Below are 16,953 nucleotides of genomic sequence, written 5' to 3' on the forward strand. Positions count from 1 at the left end.
TACCATCACAAGAAATGCTTTAAAGACACATAAATTATTCAGTACTTATCAGTGATTTATCGAGACTTGGTATGCACTGGTTGAATTAAGCCAATAATTTTTCTTGTTTGTGCGTATTCTTTGCATCATAAGTGAGTGGGTATTGTTTTCGTAGTTTTCCGATGTATTTGTAGAGATGGGTACGGTATTCGTTTTTATACTCTCTATCTTGATACATACGATTGAGTTTATCATAAAGGTGCGGATGGGTATGTCGAATACTTTGGAAAAATACTTTACGTGTTTGTCCACGTAAATACATCATACCTGGCATAATATAGTCAAAGTCATGATCATAAGCAAATTTATACAAAGTGTGCAAACTATCTTTGTGATCTGTAATATATGGAATGATTGGCATTAAGTGAATACCAATGGTTGCGAAGGTTTCTTTTTTTAATATAGATGCTGCTTCTAATCGACTTGTTGAACTACTTGCACCACTTTCTATTTGTTTTGCAATATCATCATTTGTAGTTGTCACAGTAAATGCAATATTAACTGATGCAACTTCTGATAACTGTTTCCACAAATCCAAATCACGTAAGATGAGTGCAGACTTCGTTGAAATATTTGTAGGCCATTTATGTTTGATTAAAACGGCTAATACGTCGCGCATCAATTCAAATTTCTTTTCAAGTGGTTGATAGCTATCGCATACACCACCTAAGTTAATAGTGCCTTTTTCTTTGATCTTGGATAGTTCTTTATCGAGTACTTCAGCAATATTTTCTTTCACAAAGATGGTTTCATAATAATCATCAGATTCCATGTATTTGTGTGAGTAGATTGCATAACAATATATACACTTATGCATACATCCTCGATAAATATTCAAATCATAAGGAAAAGGAAGCCGACCAGGCTTCAATTTATGTAATGCACTTTTTGCTTGAATGATTTGAATGTTCATATATCTATAGTAGCACGATTTATAACAAAGGGGATGTTAGAATGACAAGCAGTGTATTATAATAGAGAAAAATGAGGTGCAAGATGCGAAAAGCGAACAGAGAAATTAAAGATCGAAATGAAGTATTAGAAGTGATAAAGAATAGTGATGTATGTCGAGTTGCATTTTTTGATAAAGAGTATCCATATATTTTGCCATTCAACTTTGGTTTTACTGAGGAAGATGGACAACTCGTGTTATATTTTCATGGTGCTTTGGAAGGTAGAAAATATGAACTGATGCAAGCTAATCCAAATGTAGGGTTTGAAATGGATGGAAAGCATGAGTTGATGTATGATCATGAACATGGCAACTGCACAATGGCGTATGAAAGTGTGGTAGGTACTGGCAAAATAGAAATTATTGATGATACAGATTTCGATAAGAAAATGAAAGGACTACAAATTATTCTAGATCATTATCGTGAACCAGATTTTCCGATCAATGAAAAGGTTGTTGGTTTTACAAGAGTATTTAAACTAACGGTTACTGAGATGAAAGGAAAACGACGTCCTGCATTATAACCCGGGAAATGGTTACTATTCACCGATAAACGGAAAGTTTTAAAAAAACTTTCCCACAACTTTCATAAATAAGTGAAGCCCATTTAAGCTTTCTAAGCAATTGTTTGCACATTACCCTTCGAGATATGACACTGATTGCTTAGATAACTTTAGGGCTTTTCTTTTTTGTCTAAAAGCTTTTTTACGTTTGACGAGGCAATTTTTATGCTTGTCTTAACTGAAAAGTTTTCCACATTCTAGTGGTATTTACTTCTTGTTTATCTGTGCTATTCTAGGTATAACAAGAGGTAAATTCTATGGCATTTAATCTATCAAGTTTACGTACTGATCCCCAACAACTATTAGAGTTCAAAGAATATATAGATGAAACAGTTGTATTTACAATTGAAAAACAGGAGAAGCAAATTCAACGATTAAACGATAGGCTGAAAACATATGAAGCAAATAAAATACGTTTATTAAGTCAAAATTCAAATTTAAAATTTAAACTAAGGGATACGGAAATTCAATTATTTAATGCAAAATCAAAGCTAAGTGGTAAAGAAGAAGAGATTGTCGATCTTGAAAAATTAAGAAGAGAGCTCGAAGAATTAAAAAAAGAAGTTGAAGACGAACTCGCCGAGATACGAAAAGAACGCCAAGAAGACTATGAGGAAATGGAGAAAATTCGTAAAGAAAATCGTAGGTTAAATAATAAGTTCAAACTAAACTCTACTAACTCGAGTATTCCATCCTCACAGCAAGGTTTTCGAGAAGTGAAAAACTCACGAGTAAAAACAGGACGAAAAGTTGGTGGTCAAAAGGGCCACGCAGGACATTTTTCAAAACTTTCAAAGGAAGTAGATACGATTATTGAAAAAAGAGTGAAGAAAATACCAACAGGAGCAAAGGCTGTTTATGATAAAGAGAATAATTATCTTTATCATGCAACACAAGAAATAGATTTAGAGTATAAGACGAAAACGATTGAAGTTCGTTATTTTTTAGATGCTAGACAAGGAAAAAAATTAAGTCAGAAAGAAATGGACACATATGAAATAAATGCTGTATCATACTCCAATAATTTTAAGGCACATACATTATATGTAGCAAACAAGGGCGTCATCGCGGTCAAACGTTTATGTGAAATGTATCATGATATGAGTGACGGAGAAATTAACTTGAGGCCGTCAACAATTAAACGATGGGAGAAACAATTTCACAAGGATGCGCAACCAGTAATTGAAGAGATTAAAAATAAATTGCTTGAGAGCAATTGTTTATTCGTTGACGAAACTGGTTGGAAAACGGATGGCAAAAAAAACTGGGTGCAGATAATGACGAGTGAAAAACACGCGTTATATTTCATGGTTGAGAAAAGAGGAATTGATCCGTTAGGTGTGCTACCGCTATTGAAGGAATATAAGGGTGCACTTACACATGATCATTTTAAACCCTATTATCGACTAACAGAATGTATACATGTAGAATGCAATGCGCATATATTAAGATCGTTGCAGCAAGGAATAGATTTGGATAATAGTCAAGCTTGTCATAAGATGCAAAAACATCTGCAAAAAATGTTGCATGAAAGGAACAAACTAATTGCAAAAGGAATAACAGAGTTTGATGATGAAGTAATTGAAACATACACAAAAGAATATCGACAAATTCTAGATAATGAAATTGAACGATATGAAAAGGAGAATCCAAATATCAAGCATAAAAGTACAGAAATGGATTACATTAAACTGTTTAGAAGAATGAAAGAGTATGAGGGAGCACATTTACAATTCATGCATGATTTTACTGTGCCATTCACGAACAACGATGCTGAGCGAGGAATTCGAAAAATAAAAACACATAAGAAGATATCAACACAAAGTAAAACCAAAGATGGAGCACAAGCGTTAGCAACGGTTACATCAATAGTACAAACATGCAACTTGCAAAACACGAATTCAAAAGAAGCAATAGAAACCATATTAAACAAAGGCGTACCGAAGTTTATTGACTAAGGAACGCCTTTGTTTTAAGTATTTATCGGTGAATAGTAACGGAAATGATATAAAAATAATAAAAAACTGTTACTTTTGTTGATAAAAGTAGGTGTTTATGAGTATAATGTGCAAGAACATCCATGATGAAGAAAAGAACATAGGAAACGTGTATAGCGAGAACTTGGTTGGTGAAAAAGTTTGACGTGACTGTGTAGATGCAACTTCTAGATGAACCGTATCCTTGACGTTATCAAGCAACGAGAACCAAGTAGAGTGGAACCGCGACTTTTCGCCTCTATGATGGTTTTTTTATTTTTTGGAGGAAGCTATGAAACTATATAACTCATTACATAACAAGATTGAAGAATTTAAACCAATTGTGGAAGGAAAGGTTTCCATGTATGCGTGTGGACCAACGGTTTATAATTATCCACATATTGGAAATGCACGCCCAATCGTAATTTTTGATACCTTAAAGAAAACCTTTGAAGCAAGTGGTTATGAAGTAAAGTATGTAAGTAACTTTACGGACGTAGATGATAAAATCATCAACAAGGCGCAAGAAGAAGGTGTAAATGAAGATGCTATCAGTGACCGTTACATTGATGCATATAATGCAGACCGTGCAGCGCTCCATGCAAACTTGCCTGATGCAACACCACGCGTAACAGAAACGATGGATGCGATTATTGCCTTTATTAAGGATTTAGTTGATACAGGTTTTGCCTATGAAATTGATGGCGATGTATACTTTCGCGTAAATAAAGTAGATGCTTATGGAAAACTTTCTAGTCAAAAAATTGAAGACTTGGTCGTTGGGGCAAGAATCGATGAAAATGATAAGAAGGAAAGTCCATTAGATTTCACCTTGTGGAAACAAACAGACAAAGGAATCAAATGGGATTCACCTTGGGGTCAAGGACGTCCAGGATGGCATACGGAATGTGTGGTTATGATTTCTAATGAATTTGGTGGAACACCAATTGATATCCATGGCGGGGGAATGGATTTAAAATTCCCGCACCATGAAAATGAAATGGCGCAAAGTTGTGCACATGACCATAGTGGACTTGCCAATTACTGGGTACATAATGGAATGGTAAACATCGATGGTGAAAAAATGTCAAAATCATTGGGAAATGTAATTTGGGCTCGTGATTTCATTGAGAAACTTGGAGGAAATCTTGTGCGTTGGGTACTATTATCTGCACACTATCGCGCACCGCTTAATATTTCAGAAGAAACCATTGATACTGCAAGAAAAGAGCTTGATAAAGTAAGTAATCCATTAAAACAAGCATATGTGAAATTATCACTTGCAGGTGCAAGTAGCAAAGGTGAAGTAATAGATGCAGAATTTGGACCATTTATTGAGGCGATGCAAGATGATTTAAATACAGAGAATGCATTTATGTCATTATTTGATACGGTGAAACGTTTTAATCAAAACTTACGTCAAAGAGAAATTGATGTTGATGTAGTGGCAAACCACATTGAAACAATTCAAAAGATGTTGTATGTATTAGGAATTGAAATTGCACCTATTGTGTTGAGTGATGAAGATAAACACTTATACCAAAAATGGAATGAAGCAAAAGCAAATAAAGACTTTGATGTTGCAGATAACTATCGCCAACAACTACAAGAAAAAGGAATTCTCTAATGGAGTTGCAAGGATTAAATGGAACTACCTTAGCATATATTGGAGATGCTTTATATAGTTTACAAATTCGTGAGTACTTAGTAGAGAAAGGTTTACAAAGACCCAATGATTTACAAAAAGAAAGCGTGAAATATGTAAGTGCTGTTGCACAAGCAAAGTTTTTGCAAGCGATGCTTGAACAAGGACTACTAACAACAGAAGAACAAGCAATCGTAAAAAGAGGACGCAATACAAATATTCACTCGCGTGCCAAGAATGCAGATATGATTACGTATCGATTTTCTACAGGTTTTGAAGCCTTGTGGGGATACTTGTATCTATCTAAACAAAGGGAACGTATAGACGAGTTATTGAAATTTGTACTTGCACAGGAGGTGTAAGATGACACAAATTGTTTTCGGAAAGAATGTCGTTCGACAGTTACTAAATGATAATAAGAACATTCATAATTTATGGATTTTAGAAGGATTTAAGGATAAAGAGATTTTATCGTTAATATATAATCGAAAGATTTCGTTTAAGAATTGTGGACGTAAAAAACTTGATGAACTTGCAAACGGGGGAAATCACCAAGGGATTGTTGCTGAAATTGATGCGTATAAATATGCAGATATTCATCAGTTGGTTGATTCCATTGATAAAGAATATCCACTACTTGTATTGTTGGATGGACTAGAAGATCCACATAATTTGGGAGCGATATTACGAACATGTGATGCAGTTGGTGCTGATGGAGTCATTATTGGAAAACATCGTAGTGTTTCATTAAATCCAACAGTAGCCAAAGTATCCACAGGGGCAATTGATTATGTGCCAGTGTGCCAAGTCACAAATCTAGCAAATACCTTGCGTGATTTGAAAAAGAAAGGCTATTGGGTGATTGGTAGTGATATGTATCAAGCGCAAGATTATAGTACACCTGACTATAAAATGCCAATTGTATTAGTGATTGGTAGTGAAGGGTATGGAATGAGTGATGTGGTAAAGAAACAATGTGATATGTTTGTTAGTTTACCAATGGTTGGACATGTTACTTCTTTAAATGCTTCAGTTGCCTGTGCAGTACTCCTATACGGAATCTATACAAATAGAAATAAATAAAGTTAGGGGGTGAAATTGTGAGTCATTGTCATCAAAATGACAATGAGCTTCTATATTTGATTCGACAGGGCGATGAAGAGGCATTGTCATTGCTGATTGATGCATATAAGCGAATCATTCGCGCATATGTGCATGGCTATAGTTGCAAAGTGAAGACATCTTGCGATTTAGAAGATTTATATCAAGAGTGTATCATCGCATTATACAAAGCAGCCAATACGTATAAAGAAACGATGGACTGTAAGTTTAGTAGTTATTATCGTGTCGTGATGGAGCGTACGTGTTACAACTATCTTCGTTCTGCATACAATCTGAAGAATCGAGCAAATCAAAGTTTATTATCTCTTGATCAATATGTATGTGAGCAAGGTGGCTTGCTGATTGGAGATATTATCGCTTGTGATCCGTGTATTGAACCAACATGGGCATTTGAAATCAAACAACAAATGGTATCCATTCGTCGATGTGTGAAAAACATGGGTGAGAAAGAACAAAAGATATTCACTTTATGGGAACAAGATTACTCATATAAAGAGATATCAAGGATTTTATCTGAAGCAGAAAAAACGATTGATAATACGATGTATCGTTTGAAAAAAGATTTGCGTATTCAAATGATGAGTGCAGGATATAAACTACCCTCAAAGAAATGAATTCAACCAACAAGGAAAATGAACGTAAGTGAATAAAATGCGTGCTTTTCCTTGTTTGTTTGTGGTAGGATAAATATTAGACATTCATTGACTAAGTAAAGGTCATATGATAAAGTAATAAGGCAATGAGGTGATATCGTGGCTAATAATGGACAAGCACAAAAAGTGATACTGACATGTAGCGAATGTTTATCACGTAATTATTCAACAAAGAAGAATAAAACAACCTATACAGAACGTATGGAAATTAAGAAATTTTGTAAAAAGTGTGGAAAACACACGATTCATAAAGAAACAAAGTAGGAGGAATCGAGATGTTAAAATGGTTTAGTATCCGTGGGATTATAACTGAAATCAAGCGAATTCGTTGGTCATCACCAAAGGATCTTGCAAAAGATAGCGCAACTGTAATTATCTTTACAGCTGCATTTGCATTGTTCTTTTTGGCATGTACAGCGTTCAACGCATGGTTCTTGACGGATTTATTAGGTGTATAATATATGAGTGAAATAAAAAAAGAATGGTATGTAGTAAATACATATGCAGGACATGAAAATAAAGTAAAGTTGAACTTGGAACGTCGTGTAGAAACAATGGGTCTACAAGATTCACTATTCCAAATCATCGTTGCTGAAGAAACAGAAATCGAATACAAAAACGGTAAAAAAGTTGAGAAGGTAAAAAACCTTTTCCCTGGATACTTATTTGTTGAAATGATGATGACTGATGAAGCTTGGTATATTGTTCGTAATACGCCTGGTGTTACAGGATTTATCGGATCAAGTGGTGGTGGGGCAAAACCATTCCCAGTTGCTGAAGATGAAATTGATTCTATCCTACGTCGTTTAGGAATGAGTGAAAAGAAAGTCAACGTGGATTTCGAAGTTGGAGATCACGTACGTATTCTTGATGGACCATTTGCAAACATGGAAGGAACAGTTGAAGAATTAAATGCAGAAACACAAGTTGCAACTGTATTAACAACACTGTTTGGTAGAGAAACACCTGCAGAAATTGGATATGCTGATTTAGAAAAGTCAGAATATACAAAAACATTAGAAGATGTAAAACTAGTGGAAGAAGAATAATCTTCTACTTTTTTTATGGAATATGATATAAAATAAACGTGGAAAGGTTGGACGTATTATGAAAGAAATAAGCATGTTTGATGTCATTGGTCCAAATATGATAGGACCTTCATCAAGTCATACCGCAGGGGCATGTCGAATCGCACAAATTGCACGTCGTATTGCCAATGAGAAAATTGTAGATGTACGCTTTGATTTATATGGTTCATTCGCCAAAACATATAAAGGCCATGGTACAGATCGTGCACTTGTTGCAGGTATGTTGGGGATGAATCCAGATGATGAACGAATTAAGGATTCATTTAGCTATGCTAAAGAAGCAGGACTCGCTTTTACATTTAAAGAAAAACACGACCCTGCATTTGCACCAAACACGGTAATCATTCATATGGTGGATCAGTTTGGTGTTACATACAAGATGCGTGGAGAAAGCGTTGGTGGTGGAGAAGTAATGATCAATTCCATCAATGGAGTCGAGGTAAATCTAAGTGGTGAATATGATACCATTGTTGTGAAGCAACAAGATGCTCCAGGAGTCATCGCTAGATTATCAAGTATTCTTGCAAACTATGGAATTAATATTGCCTTTATGAAACTCTATCGCGAAGACAAAGGGAAGATTGCCTATACGATAGTTGAAGTTGATGAACACTTTGATAATGCATTGTTTGAAGAACTACGCAAAGATAAAGCGATTTTAAGTGTATCCTATATACCTAGATTGGAGTGGGACTAATGTTTAAAAGTGCAAAAGAATTATTCGCTTTAACGGAAAAAGAAAATTGTAGTATTTCACAAATCATGGTCAAACGTGAAATAGAAGTGTTCAACCGTAAAGAAGAAGATATATACTTACGAATGGAAAAATCATGGACCATTATGAAGCAAGCTGCACATAAACCAATTCATCAAGAACTGGAATCAATGGGTGGATTTCTTCACGAAGAAGCAAAAGATATGCAAGCGTTTATCGAAAGTGGGAAAAGCTTTTGTGGGGAGCTTGTTGATAAGGCGGTACTGTATGCACTAGCAGTCAGTCAAGTCAATGCTTCAATGGGGCTGATTGTTGCAGCACCTACAGCAGGTGCTAGTGGGGTCCTGCCAGGATGTTTTGTCGCATTACAAGAAGTTCGTGGCTTCAGTGATAAACAGATAATTGAAGCACTGTATAATGCAAGTGCGATTGGCTATTTAACAATGCGTAATGCCAATGTATCTGGTGCACAAGGTGGTTGCCAAGCTGAGGTTGGTACAGCAAGTGCAATGGCAGCAAGTGCGATCGTAGAGTTGATGGGTGGAAGTGTGCAACAATCCTTGCATGCAGCAAGTCATGCATTTATGAATATCTTAGGACTTGTATGTGATCCAATTTGTGGATTGGTAGAAGTGCCTTGTCAAACAAGAAACACAATTGGTGCAACAAATGCTCTGATTTGTGCACAAATGGCAATGAGTGGAATTGCTAATGTAATTCCCTTAGATGACATGATTGAAGTTATGGAAAATGTTGGTCGTTCTTTACCAGCAACCTTACGTGAAACCGCTATGGGTGGTAGTGCAAAAGCAAAACACATTTGTAAAGGATGCAAATAAAGATACATTACGAATGATGGCACGTAGAAAGTTGCAAGAATGCTTGCATTTCACGTGCTTTTATTATATTATAAGGAAGCCTGTTTAGGCATAAGCTTACTATGCGTGGTAGGAAGGTGCGATCCTTTCGATTGACCACTGCATAAGACAAAGAAAACGGAGGTGTCTTATGAGCAAGAAAAAAATCGCAAAAGTAGCGAAGCTACAATTCCCAGCAGGGGGAGCGAAACCAGGACCTGCATTGGCATCAGTTGGAATCAACATGCCTCAATTTACACAAGCATTTAACGATGCTACTAGAGACCGTCAAGGTGATATCGTTCCAGTAATCATTACTGCATACGAAGACAAAAGTTTTGATTTTGTATTAAAAACTACACCAGCTTCAATCTTATTAAAGAAAGCAGCAAACGTAAACAAAGGTGCAAGTGACTCAAAAGTTTCTGTTGGAACTATTAGTGCTGACAAAATTCGCGAAATCGCTGAATACAAAATGCCAGACTTAAATGCAAACGATATTGATGGAGCAATGAAAATCATTGCTGGTACTGCTCGCAACATGGGTATTGTTGTCGAAGGTATGGAATAGGAGGTCACCATGGCTAATAAAGGTAGAAAATATTTAGAAGCTGCAAAATTAGTAGACGCTGAAAAAACATACGCTATTAACGATGCAATCGCTTTAATTAAAAAAGCAAGTTACGCAAAATTTGACGAAAGTGTTGAATTATCAATGCGTTTAAACGTTGATCCACGTCATGCGGACCAACAAATCCGTGGAGCTATCGTTCTTCCAAACGGAAGTGGACGTACACAAAAAGTTTGTGTTATCGCTCAAGGAGCTCAAGAACAAGAAGCGAAAGATGCTGGAGCAGATTTCGTTGGTGGAAAAGAATTAATCGACGATATGAAAAAAGGTTGGTTAGATTTCGATGTAATCGTAGCAACACCTAACATGATGGGTGAACTAGGAAAAATCGGGAAAATCTTAGGACCTAAAGGATTAATGCCAAACCCTAAAACTGGTACAGTTACAATGGACGTTAAAAAAGCCGTTGAAGATATCAAAAAAGGGAAAGTAGAATACCGTGTTGATAAAGATGGAAACATCAACGTACTTATGGGTAAAGTAAGTTTCGATGATGCAAAACTAGTTGAAAACTTCAACACATTATACGATGTTGTAGCTAAGGCTCGTCCAGCTGCAGTAAAAGGACAATACTTCTTAAACATTACAGTAAGTAGTACAATGGGTCCTGGTGTCAAAGTTGCAATTTAATTGTTGACTTTATCGTAGATACCATATAGAATAACAATGTTTCAATATGCCATAGACAGTAACGGCGCAAGCTTAATCATGTTACCGAGGTAAATGAGAAAAAGATGATAAACTTTTAACTCGTTTTGTCTATGTAAGGATAAGACGAGTTTTTTATTCTCTTAGGTATATTGATCAAATATAAGTAAGAGGAGGTTAAATATGAAAGAAGCAGTATTACAAGCAAAACAGGAACTCGTAACTGAAATTTCTGACAAGTTCAAAAATAGCTCAAGTAGCGTTATCGTTGAATACCGTGGGTTATCAGTTGCTGAAGTTACTGAACTTCGTCGTGAATTACGCGAAGAAGGTGTAGACTTTACAGTTTACAAAAACTCAATGGTAGTGCGTGCTGCAGAAGATGCTGGTTATGGTGATTTAAAAGAAAGCCTGACTGGACCTAACGCATTCGCATTCTCAGAAGATGCAGTTGCACCTGCAAGAGTATTAGCAAAATTTGCGAAAACTCATAGTGCATTAGTAATTAAAGCTGGTGTGGTTGAAGGAGAAGTTGTTGGAATTGACACAATTACAAAACTATCAAAACTACCAAACCGCGATGGTATGATCTCTATGTTCTTAAGTTGCTTACAAGCACCTATTAGAGACTTCGCATGTGTTGTATCAGCAGTGCGTGACCAAAAACAAGAACAAGAACAAGCTTAATAAAATAACATATAGGAGGAAAATTTATCATGGCTAAATTAAATAAAGATGACGTAATTGCTTCTCTAAAAGAGATGACAATTCTTGAATTAAACGAACTAATCGAAGCAATCGAAGAAGAATTCGGAGTTACTGCTGCTGCACCAGTTGCTGTAGTTGCTGCTGATGACGGAGCTGCTGCTGGAGAACCAACAGAAGTTACTGTAACAATCACAGAAGTTGGAGCTTCAAAAGTTAACGTAATTAAAGCAGTACGTGAAATTACTGGATTAGGATTATTAGAAGCTAAACAAAAAGTTGAAGCTACTCCTGCAGTAATTAAAGAAAACATTCCAGTAGCTGAAGCTGAAGAAATCAAAACTAAATTAGTTGACGCTGGAGCAGCTGTAGAAGTTAAATAATTTTACATTATCTTACTTATTAACACCAAAGGATGTGGTATGATGTCTCACTATTTCGAAGATAATAAACATACAAAATCTAACCGGAAGGAATTCTCTTTCCGGTTTTGGTGTTTTGATTCAACCTTTATTAGTGACCATGGAGTCTTTAGTAAAGATGGTCTTGATGTAGGTACAAAAGTCTTGTTAGAAAGCATTGAAAATGAAGAATTCAAAGGTGATATTCTTGATTTGGGATGCGGATTAGGGACGGTTGGAATCTTGTTTAAAAAACGCTATCCACAAACACGTGTAACGATGGTTGATGTAAATGATCGTGCACTCGAATTGGCAAAAGAAAACGCGCAGAAGAATCAAGTTGATGTAGAGACTTTAAAGTCTGATGGTTTTGATTCTTTACATGAACGAAGATTCGAAAGCATTATTACCAATCCACCCATACGTGCAGGTAAACAAGTTGTTTATAAATTACTAGCTGATAGTTATGCACATTTAGTGGATGATGGGTGTTTGTATTTTGTGATGCGTAAATCACATGGTGCAAAAAGCGCGCAAAAGTATGTAGAGTCGATATTTGGTAATTGCCAACTACTGGCAAAAGACAAGGGGTTCTACGTATATAAGTCAAGTAAGAAACTCAAATAAATGATTGACAGATTGACAAAGTGTTGGTAATATAATAAATTGCAATAAAGTAAAATTTTATGATGGGGTTACATGCCCTTTTCGTCGTTTTAAAATACATAAGAAAGGAAGGCATTCATGGCAAAAAAAGAAACATATCGTACTGTAAAAATCGGTAAAAAAGCTGAACGTAGAGATTATTCTAAAGTTAGTGGTGATCTTGAATTACCTAATTTAGTTGAAATTCAAACGGACTCTTTTGACTGGTTTAAAAACGAAGGTATCCAAGAGGTTTTCAATGAGATTTATCCAATTCAAAACCACAGTGGAAACATTAAGTTGAACTTCGTTGATTACGAATTCGAAGAACCTAAATTCAATGCTTCAGAGTCAATGTATAGAGAAATCAACTATGCAACTTCATTGAAAGCAAAAATGGAACTAGAAATTGAGGATCCTAACACTGGAGAATTGATTTCAAAAGAGGAGGATGTTTTCCTTGGAGATTTCCCAATTATGACAGACACAGGAACGTTTATCATAAATGGGGCGGAACGTGTTATCGTTTCACAAATCGTACGTTCACCAGGAGCATACTTTGCTACTGGAGTTGAAGAAAAAACTGGGCGTCCTACATATCACTCAGAATTAATTCCTTCAAGAGGAACGTGGTTAGAATTCCAAAGTGACATCAAAAAACAAACAGGTGGTCGTTTGTTAAACGTATTGATTGACCGTAAACGTAAGGTGGCAAGTACCATCCTTTTCAAAGCGCTTGGAATGTCTGTCGATTTAGATAACAACATTGACCCTAATGACTCTGAACAAATCCGTATTTTCTTAGATACAATGGGTCGTAAACTTGTAAGTGAATTGCCTGAAAATAACGAAGAAAAAGAATACTTAGATTTATACTTAAACCTATATGGTTCTTACTTCGGACAATATGAAGAAGTGGAAAACACTTTATTTGAAGAAAAAGTAGCAACAACACAAGAAGCGTTGTTGACGATTTATGAAAACCAAAGAGCGGATGAAATTCCTACACTTGATGGTTCAATCAACTTAATGAATCAAAAATTCTTTGATTCACGTCGTTATGACTTAACAAAAGCAGGACGTTACAAACTGTCAAAGAAATTATCAGTTGTAGACCGCATGTTCTCTAATTATTTAGCACATGACATCGTTGATGTAGATGGAAATGTGTTACATAAACAAGGAACACTTGTAGATCGTACAGTACGTGATGCATTACGTGAAGAAATGAAACGTGGAATGCATGTTACTGCATTCCCATATAACACACTGTTCTACCACAACGATGTGGTAAGTGTGCCTGTTAGCTATGCAAGTGCTTTAGTAGGACGTGTATTAGCTTACGATGTAGATTTAAAGAAAACTACATTATTTGAAAACACAGTATTAACAAAAGAAGATGTTGAATTACTTCAAAAAGAAGAAGTTGCCGAAGTGGAAATCTTAGCTGGATTAATGGCTAAAGAAATCACAATTACAAAAGATAACTTCAAAGCAGTGATGGCATATGGTCAAACACTATATACACTAGGTCGTATCGTTGATGCAAAAGGTAATGATTTAACTGATTCTGAAGGTGAAGTATTTACATATAACTTCTCACAAAAAGATAAAGTTGCGACATTGAGTGAAGCACAAGAAAAAGAATTACGTGCCCTTGTTGAAAAAGGAAATGTACGTGCTTACTTAATTGGTTGTGCCGTACAAGAAGTACTTGTTCACAATGGAGACAACATTCCAGTTAGTGTGATTGGTAACGATCCATTCTTAAACAAACACACAATTACAGTATCTGATATGTATGCACTATACTCATACACATTAACAAACATGTATGGTATTGGTGAAGATGACGATATCGATATGTTAGGTAACCGTCGTATCCGTTCGGTTGGTGAACTTATCCAAAACCAATTCCGTATTGGTTTATCTCGTATGGAACGTGTGGTTAAGGAACGTATGTCAATTGCTGAAATTGAAACATTAACACCAAAGAAACTTACAAATATTCGTCCATTAACAGCAGCAATTAAAGAATTCTTCTCGAGTTCTCAATTGTCTCAATTCATGGACCAACAAAACCCACTTGCTGAACTTACAAACAAACGTCGTATTTCAGCATTAGGACCTGGTGGTTTAACACGTGATCGTGCTGGATTTGAAGTACGTGATGTTCACTCATCTCACTACGGTCGTATTTGTCCAATTGAAACACCTGAGGGACCAAACATCGGTCTGATTTCAAACTTGACAACATATGGAAAAATTAACGAATATGGATTTATTCAAACACCATACCGTATTGTAAAAGATGGAAAAGTTAGCGAAGACTGTGTGTACTTAAGTGCAGACGAAGAAGCAGACTACATTATTGCCCAAGCCAATGAGGTTGTTGATGGATTACTTGTTAATGAACAAGTCGTTGCCAGATTAAATGGTGAAACGATCATGGCAGAACGCGAAAAAGTAGAACTTGCCGATGTCAGTCCAAAACAAATTGTTTCGGTAGCGACAGCTTGTATTCCATTCTTGGAAAACGATGATGCTTCTCGTGCCCTAATGGGAGCGAACATGCAACGTCAAGCGGTACCTTTAATTAAGCCACAAAGTCCATTTGTTGGTACAGGTATCGAAAACAAAATTGCCAAAGATTCTGGTTCAGCAGTTGTTGCTGCAGAAGATGGTGTAGTTGATTTTGTTGATGCAACACGTGTTGTTGTAAGTGAAAAAGGCGGAAAACGCGAATACAAACTTAAAAAATTCGAATGTTCAAACGCTGGTACTTCAATTAACCAAATGCCAATCGTGCAAAAAGGTGAAAAAATTGAAAAAGGTGATGTAATTGTCGATGGACCTTCTATGCAAAATGGAGAGTTAGCTTTAGGACAAAACGTTACGATTGCCTACATGACTTGGTATGGATATAACTATGAGGATGCGATCATTATGTCTGAACGCTTAGTGCGTGATGATGTATATACATCAATCCACATTGAAGATTACGACATTGACTGTCGTGATACAAAACTAGGACCTGAAGAAATTACACGCGATATTCCAAACGTAAGTGAAGCTGCTTGTCGTAACTTAGACGAACGCGGAATCGTTATGGTTGGTGCGGAAGTTAAAGAAGGTGATATCCTAGTTGGTAAAGTAACACCAAAAGGACAAAGCGAAGTAAGTCCTGAAGAAAAACTATTATTAGCAATCTTCGGTGAAAAATCTCGTGAAGTTCGTGACAATAGTTTAAAAGTACCTCACGGTGGAGATGGTATCGTACATAGTGTACGTGTCTTCAAACGTAGTGAAGGTCACGATTTACCTCCAGGGGTAAATGAAACTGTAAAAGTATACATTGTTCAAAAACGTAAAATCTCTGAAGGGGATAAAATGGCGGGACGTCACGGTAATAAAGGGGTTATCTCTAAAATCTTACCGATTGAAGATATGCCATATATGCCAGATGGAACTCCAGTTGACATTATGTTGAACCCATTCGGGGTACCTTCACGTATGAACATTGGACAAGTTCTTGAGATCCACTTAGGATTCGCAGCTAAGAAATTAGGTGTAAAATTCTCAACTCCAGTATTCGATGGAATCGATAACGAAGAGTTAAGTGGAATCATGGATGAAGCGAGTATGACTAAAGATGGTAAATCTGTACTATACGATGGACGTACAGGGGAACCATTTGATGAAAGAATCTCTGTTGGGGTTATGTACATGATTAAGCTTGCCCACATGGTTGATGACAAGCTGCATGCACGTGCAACAGGACCTTACTCATTAGTAACGCAACAACCTCTTGGAGGGAAAGCGCAAAATGGTGGTCAAAGATTTGGGGAAATGGAAGTTTGGGCTCTTGAAGCATATGGAGCAGCACACACATTACAAGAAATCTTGACAATCAAATCGGATGATATCCAAGGACGTACAAAAACGTACGAAGCTATCATCAAAGGTAAAGACATTCCTGAAGCTGGTATTCCTGAATCATTCAGAGTACTTGTTCACGAATTGCAAGCCTTAGCTATCGATGTAAAGATGTTTGATGACAATGGGGAATTGGTAGATATCAATAACCAAGAAGAACAAGCACCTAAAGATAGTAGACAAGAAGCCAACAACCCTGATGTAACAATTGCTCAACTTGATGATGAACTTGCAAATGTTCACATTGATGATGAAGAACAATTAGTTGAAGCAGAAGAAGAAATGGCAGCCGATGATCATGATCACGGTGATGAAGTAAAAGAAGAAATTAGCGATAGTGGGCTTGAAGCTTTACTAGACGTGATTGAATAGGAGGC

18 protein-coding genes and 1 other annotated feature are annotated in these 16,953 nt (G+C 36.3%); of the genes, 17 read left to right on the forward strand and 1 reads right to left on the reverse strand.

From position 1 onward, the window contains the following. Positions 1 to 85 precede the first annotated feature (85 nt). Positions 86 to 952: an SPL family radical SAM protein gene (locus tag EDD63_RS06455; RefSeq protein ID WP_134169660.1), complete on the reverse strand. Its 867-nt coding sequence runs from the start codon at positions 950 to 952 to the stop codon at positions 86 to 88. Between the two features lie 83 nt (positions 953 to 1,035). Between EDD63_RS06455 and EDD63_RS06460 the strand changes: the two genes are divergently transcribed. From EDD63_RS06460 to rpoB, 17 genes are all read left to right on the forward strand, one after another. Beyond that, entirely contained in the window at positions 1,036 to 1,515 is a 480-nt protein-coding gene (locus tag EDD63_RS06460; RefSeq protein WP_134169662.1) for a pyridoxamine 5'-phosphate oxidase family protein, read from the forward strand. A 296-nt stretch (positions 1,516 to 1,811) separates the two neighbouring features. Continuing rightward, a complete protein-coding gene (gene tnpC, locus EDD63_RS06465; RefSeq protein ID WP_134169664.1) occupies positions 1,812 to 3,512 on the forward strand; it encodes an IS66 family transposase in 1,701 nt (566 codons plus the stop codon). A gap of 310 nt (positions 3,513 to 3,822) precedes the next feature. After that, a complete protein-coding gene (gene cysS, locus EDD63_RS06470) occupies positions 3,823 to 5,157 on the forward strand; it encodes a cysteine--tRNA ligase (protein ID WP_134169666.1) in 1,335 nt (444 codons plus the stop codon). Then, positions 5,157 to 5,537 (forward strand): Mini-ribonuclease 3, encoded by a 381-nt coding sequence (locus tag EDD63_RS06475; protein WP_134169668.1) that lies wholly within the window; start codon positions 5,157 to 5,159, stop codon positions 5,535 to 5,537. The genes cysS and EDD63_RS06475 overlap by 1 nt, the downstream gene beginning before the upstream one ends. Position 5,538: 1 nt before the next feature. Further along, positions 5,539 to 6,258, forward strand: coding sequence for a 23S rRNA (guanosine(2251)-2'-O)-methyltransferase RlmB (rlmB, locus tag EDD63_RS06480; protein ID WP_134169670.1), 720 nt, complete (start codon positions 5,539 to 5,541; stop codon positions 6,256 to 6,258). A 17-nt stretch (positions 6,259 to 6,275) separates the two neighbouring features. After that, complete coding sequence (locus tag EDD63_RS06485) at positions 6,276 to 6,911, forward strand: RNA polymerase sigma factor (protein ID WP_166667567.1); 636 nt, start codon at positions 6,276 to 6,278, stop codon at positions 6,909 to 6,911. Positions 6,912 to 7,049: 138 nt separating this feature from the next. Then, entirely contained in the window at positions 7,050 to 7,214 is a 165-nt protein-coding gene (rpmG, locus tag EDD63_RS06490) for a 50S ribosomal protein L33 (protein ID WP_067425738.1), read from the forward strand. Positions 7,215 to 7,225: 11 nt separating this feature from the next. Next, entirely contained in the window at positions 7,226 to 7,408 is a 183-nt protein-coding gene (gene secE / locus EDD63_RS06495) for a preprotein translocase subunit SecE (protein ID WP_134169674.1), read from the forward strand. 3 nt (positions 7,409 to 7,411) lie between these two features. Further along, positions 7,412 to 7,999 (forward strand): transcription termination/antitermination protein NusG, encoded by a 588-nt coding sequence (gene nusG / locus EDD63_RS06500; RefSeq protein WP_134169676.1) that lies wholly within the window; start codon positions 7,412 to 7,414, stop codon positions 7,997 to 7,999. Positions 8,000 to 8,057: 58 nt separating this feature from the next. Next, entirely contained in the window at positions 8,058 to 8,735 is a 678-nt protein-coding gene (sdaAB, locus tag EDD63_RS06505; RefSeq protein ID WP_134169678.1) for an L-serine ammonia-lyase, iron-sulfur-dependent subunit beta, read from the forward strand. Then, positions 8,735 to 9,592 carry an L-serine ammonia-lyase, iron-sulfur-dependent, subunit alpha gene (sdaAA, locus tag EDD63_RS06510; RefSeq protein ID WP_134169680.1) on the forward strand — a complete coding sequence of 286 codons (858 nt, stop codon included), beginning with the start codon at positions 8,735 to 8,737 and terminating at the stop codon, positions 9,590 to 9,592. The genes sdaAB and sdaAA overlap by 1 nt, the downstream gene beginning before the upstream one ends. 169 nt (positions 9,593 to 9,761) lie before the next feature. Next, positions 9,762 to 10,181, forward strand: coding sequence for a 50S ribosomal protein L11 (gene rplK / locus EDD63_RS06515; RefSeq protein WP_067425752.1), 420 nt, complete (start codon positions 9,762 to 9,764; stop codon positions 10,179 to 10,181). A gap of 9 nt (positions 10,182 to 10,190) precedes the next feature. Continuing rightward, a complete protein-coding gene (gene rplA / locus EDD63_RS06520; protein ID WP_134169682.1) occupies positions 10,191 to 10,871 on the forward strand; it encodes a 50S ribosomal protein L1 in 681 nt (226 codons plus the stop codon). A 31-nt stretch (positions 10,872 to 10,902) separates the two neighbouring features. Next, positions 10,903 to 11,035: a sequence feature (ribosomal protein L10 leader region), on the forward strand. Positions 11,036 to 11,072: 37 nt separating this feature from the next. Further along, positions 11,073 to 11,576 carry a 50S ribosomal protein L10 gene (rplJ, locus tag EDD63_RS06525; RefSeq protein ID WP_134169684.1) on the forward strand — a complete coding sequence of 168 codons (504 nt, stop codon included), beginning with the start codon at positions 11,073 to 11,075 and terminating at the stop codon, positions 11,574 to 11,576. A 29-nt stretch (positions 11,577 to 11,605) separates the two neighbouring features. Next, the gene (gene rplL, locus EDD63_RS06530) at positions 11,606 to 11,977 is read left to right on the forward strand and encodes a 50S ribosomal protein L7/L12 (protein WP_067425762.1); all 372 of its coding nucleotides are present in this window, start codon (positions 11,606 to 11,608) and stop codon (positions 11,975 to 11,977) included. Positions 11,978 to 12,016: 39 nt separating this feature from the next. Then, positions 12,017 to 12,622, forward strand: a complete 606-nt coding sequence (locus EDD63_RS06535; RefSeq protein ID WP_243833747.1) for a class I SAM-dependent methyltransferase — start codon at positions 12,017 to 12,019, stop codon at positions 12,620 to 12,622. A gap of 117 nt (positions 12,623 to 12,739) precedes the next feature. Then, complete coding sequence (rpoB, locus tag EDD63_RS06540; RefSeq protein WP_134169686.1) at positions 12,740 to 16,948, forward strand: DNA-directed RNA polymerase subunit beta; 4,209 nt, start codon at positions 12,740 to 12,742, stop codon at positions 16,946 to 16,948. Positions 16,949 to 16,953: the final 5 nt, after the last annotated feature.

Source organism: Breznakia blatticola (genome assembly GCF_004365815.1).
In the GTDB taxonomy this organism is placed as follows: Bacteria; Bacillota_I; Bacilli_A; order Erysipelotrichales; family Erysipelotrichaceae; genus Breznakia; species Breznakia blatticola.

Excerpts from the sequence above, each read along its gene's own strand:
- EDD63_RS06455 (WP_134169660.1), bottom strand. The coding sequence starts at position 952 with ATGAACATTCAAATCATTCAAGCAAAAAGTGCATTACATAAATTGAAG.
- EDD63_RS06460 (WP_134169662.1), top strand. The coding sequence starts at position 1,036 with ATGCGAAAAGCGAACAGAGAAATTAAAGATCGAAATGAAGTATTAGAA.
- tnpC (WP_134169664.1), top strand. The coding sequence starts at position 1,812 with ATGGCATTTAATCTATCAAGTTTACGTACTGATCCCCAACAACTATTA.
- cysS (WP_134169666.1), top strand. The coding sequence starts at position 3,823 with ATGAAACTATATAACTCATTACATAACAAGATTGAAGAATTTAAACCA.
- EDD63_RS06475 (WP_134169668.1), top strand. The coding sequence starts at position 5,157 with ATGGAGTTGCAAGGATTAAATGGAACTACCTTAGCATATATTGGAGAT.
- rlmB (WP_134169670.1), top strand. The coding sequence starts at position 5,539 with ATGACACAAATTGTTTTCGGAAAGAATGTCGTTCGACAGTTACTAAAT.
- secE (WP_134169674.1), top strand. The coding sequence starts at position 7,226 with ATGTTAAAATGGTTTAGTATCCGTGGGATTATAACTGAAATCAAGCGA.
- nusG (WP_134169676.1), top strand. The coding sequence starts at position 7,412 with ATGAGTGAAATAAAAAAAGAATGGTATGTAGTAAATACATATGCAGGA.
- sdaAB (WP_134169678.1), top strand. The coding sequence starts at position 8,058 with ATGAAAGAAATAAGCATGTTTGATGTCATTGGTCCAAATATGATAGGA.
- sdaAA (WP_134169680.1), top strand. The coding sequence starts at position 8,735 with ATGTTTAAAAGTGCAAAAGAATTATTCGCTTTAACGGAAAAAGAAAAT.
- rplK (WP_067425752.1), top strand. The coding sequence starts at position 9,762 with ATGAGCAAGAAAAAAATCGCAAAAGTAGCGAAGCTACAATTCCCAGCA.
- rplA (WP_134169682.1), top strand. The coding sequence starts at position 10,191 with ATGGCTAATAAAGGTAGAAAATATTTAGAAGCTGCAAAATTAGTAGAC.
- rplJ (WP_134169684.1), top strand. The coding sequence starts at position 11,073 with ATGAAAGAAGCAGTATTACAAGCAAAACAGGAACTCGTAACTGAAATT.
- rplL (WP_067425762.1), top strand. The coding sequence starts at position 11,606 with ATGGCTAAATTAAATAAAGATGACGTAATTGCTTCTCTAAAAGAGATG.
- EDD63_RS06535 (WP_243833747.1), top strand. The coding sequence starts at position 12,017 with ATGATGTCTCACTATTTCGAAGATAATAAACATACAAAATCTAACCGG.
- rpoB (WP_134169686.1), top strand. The coding sequence starts at position 12,740 with ATGGCAAAAAAAGAAACATATCGTACTGTAAAAATCGGTAAAAAAGCT.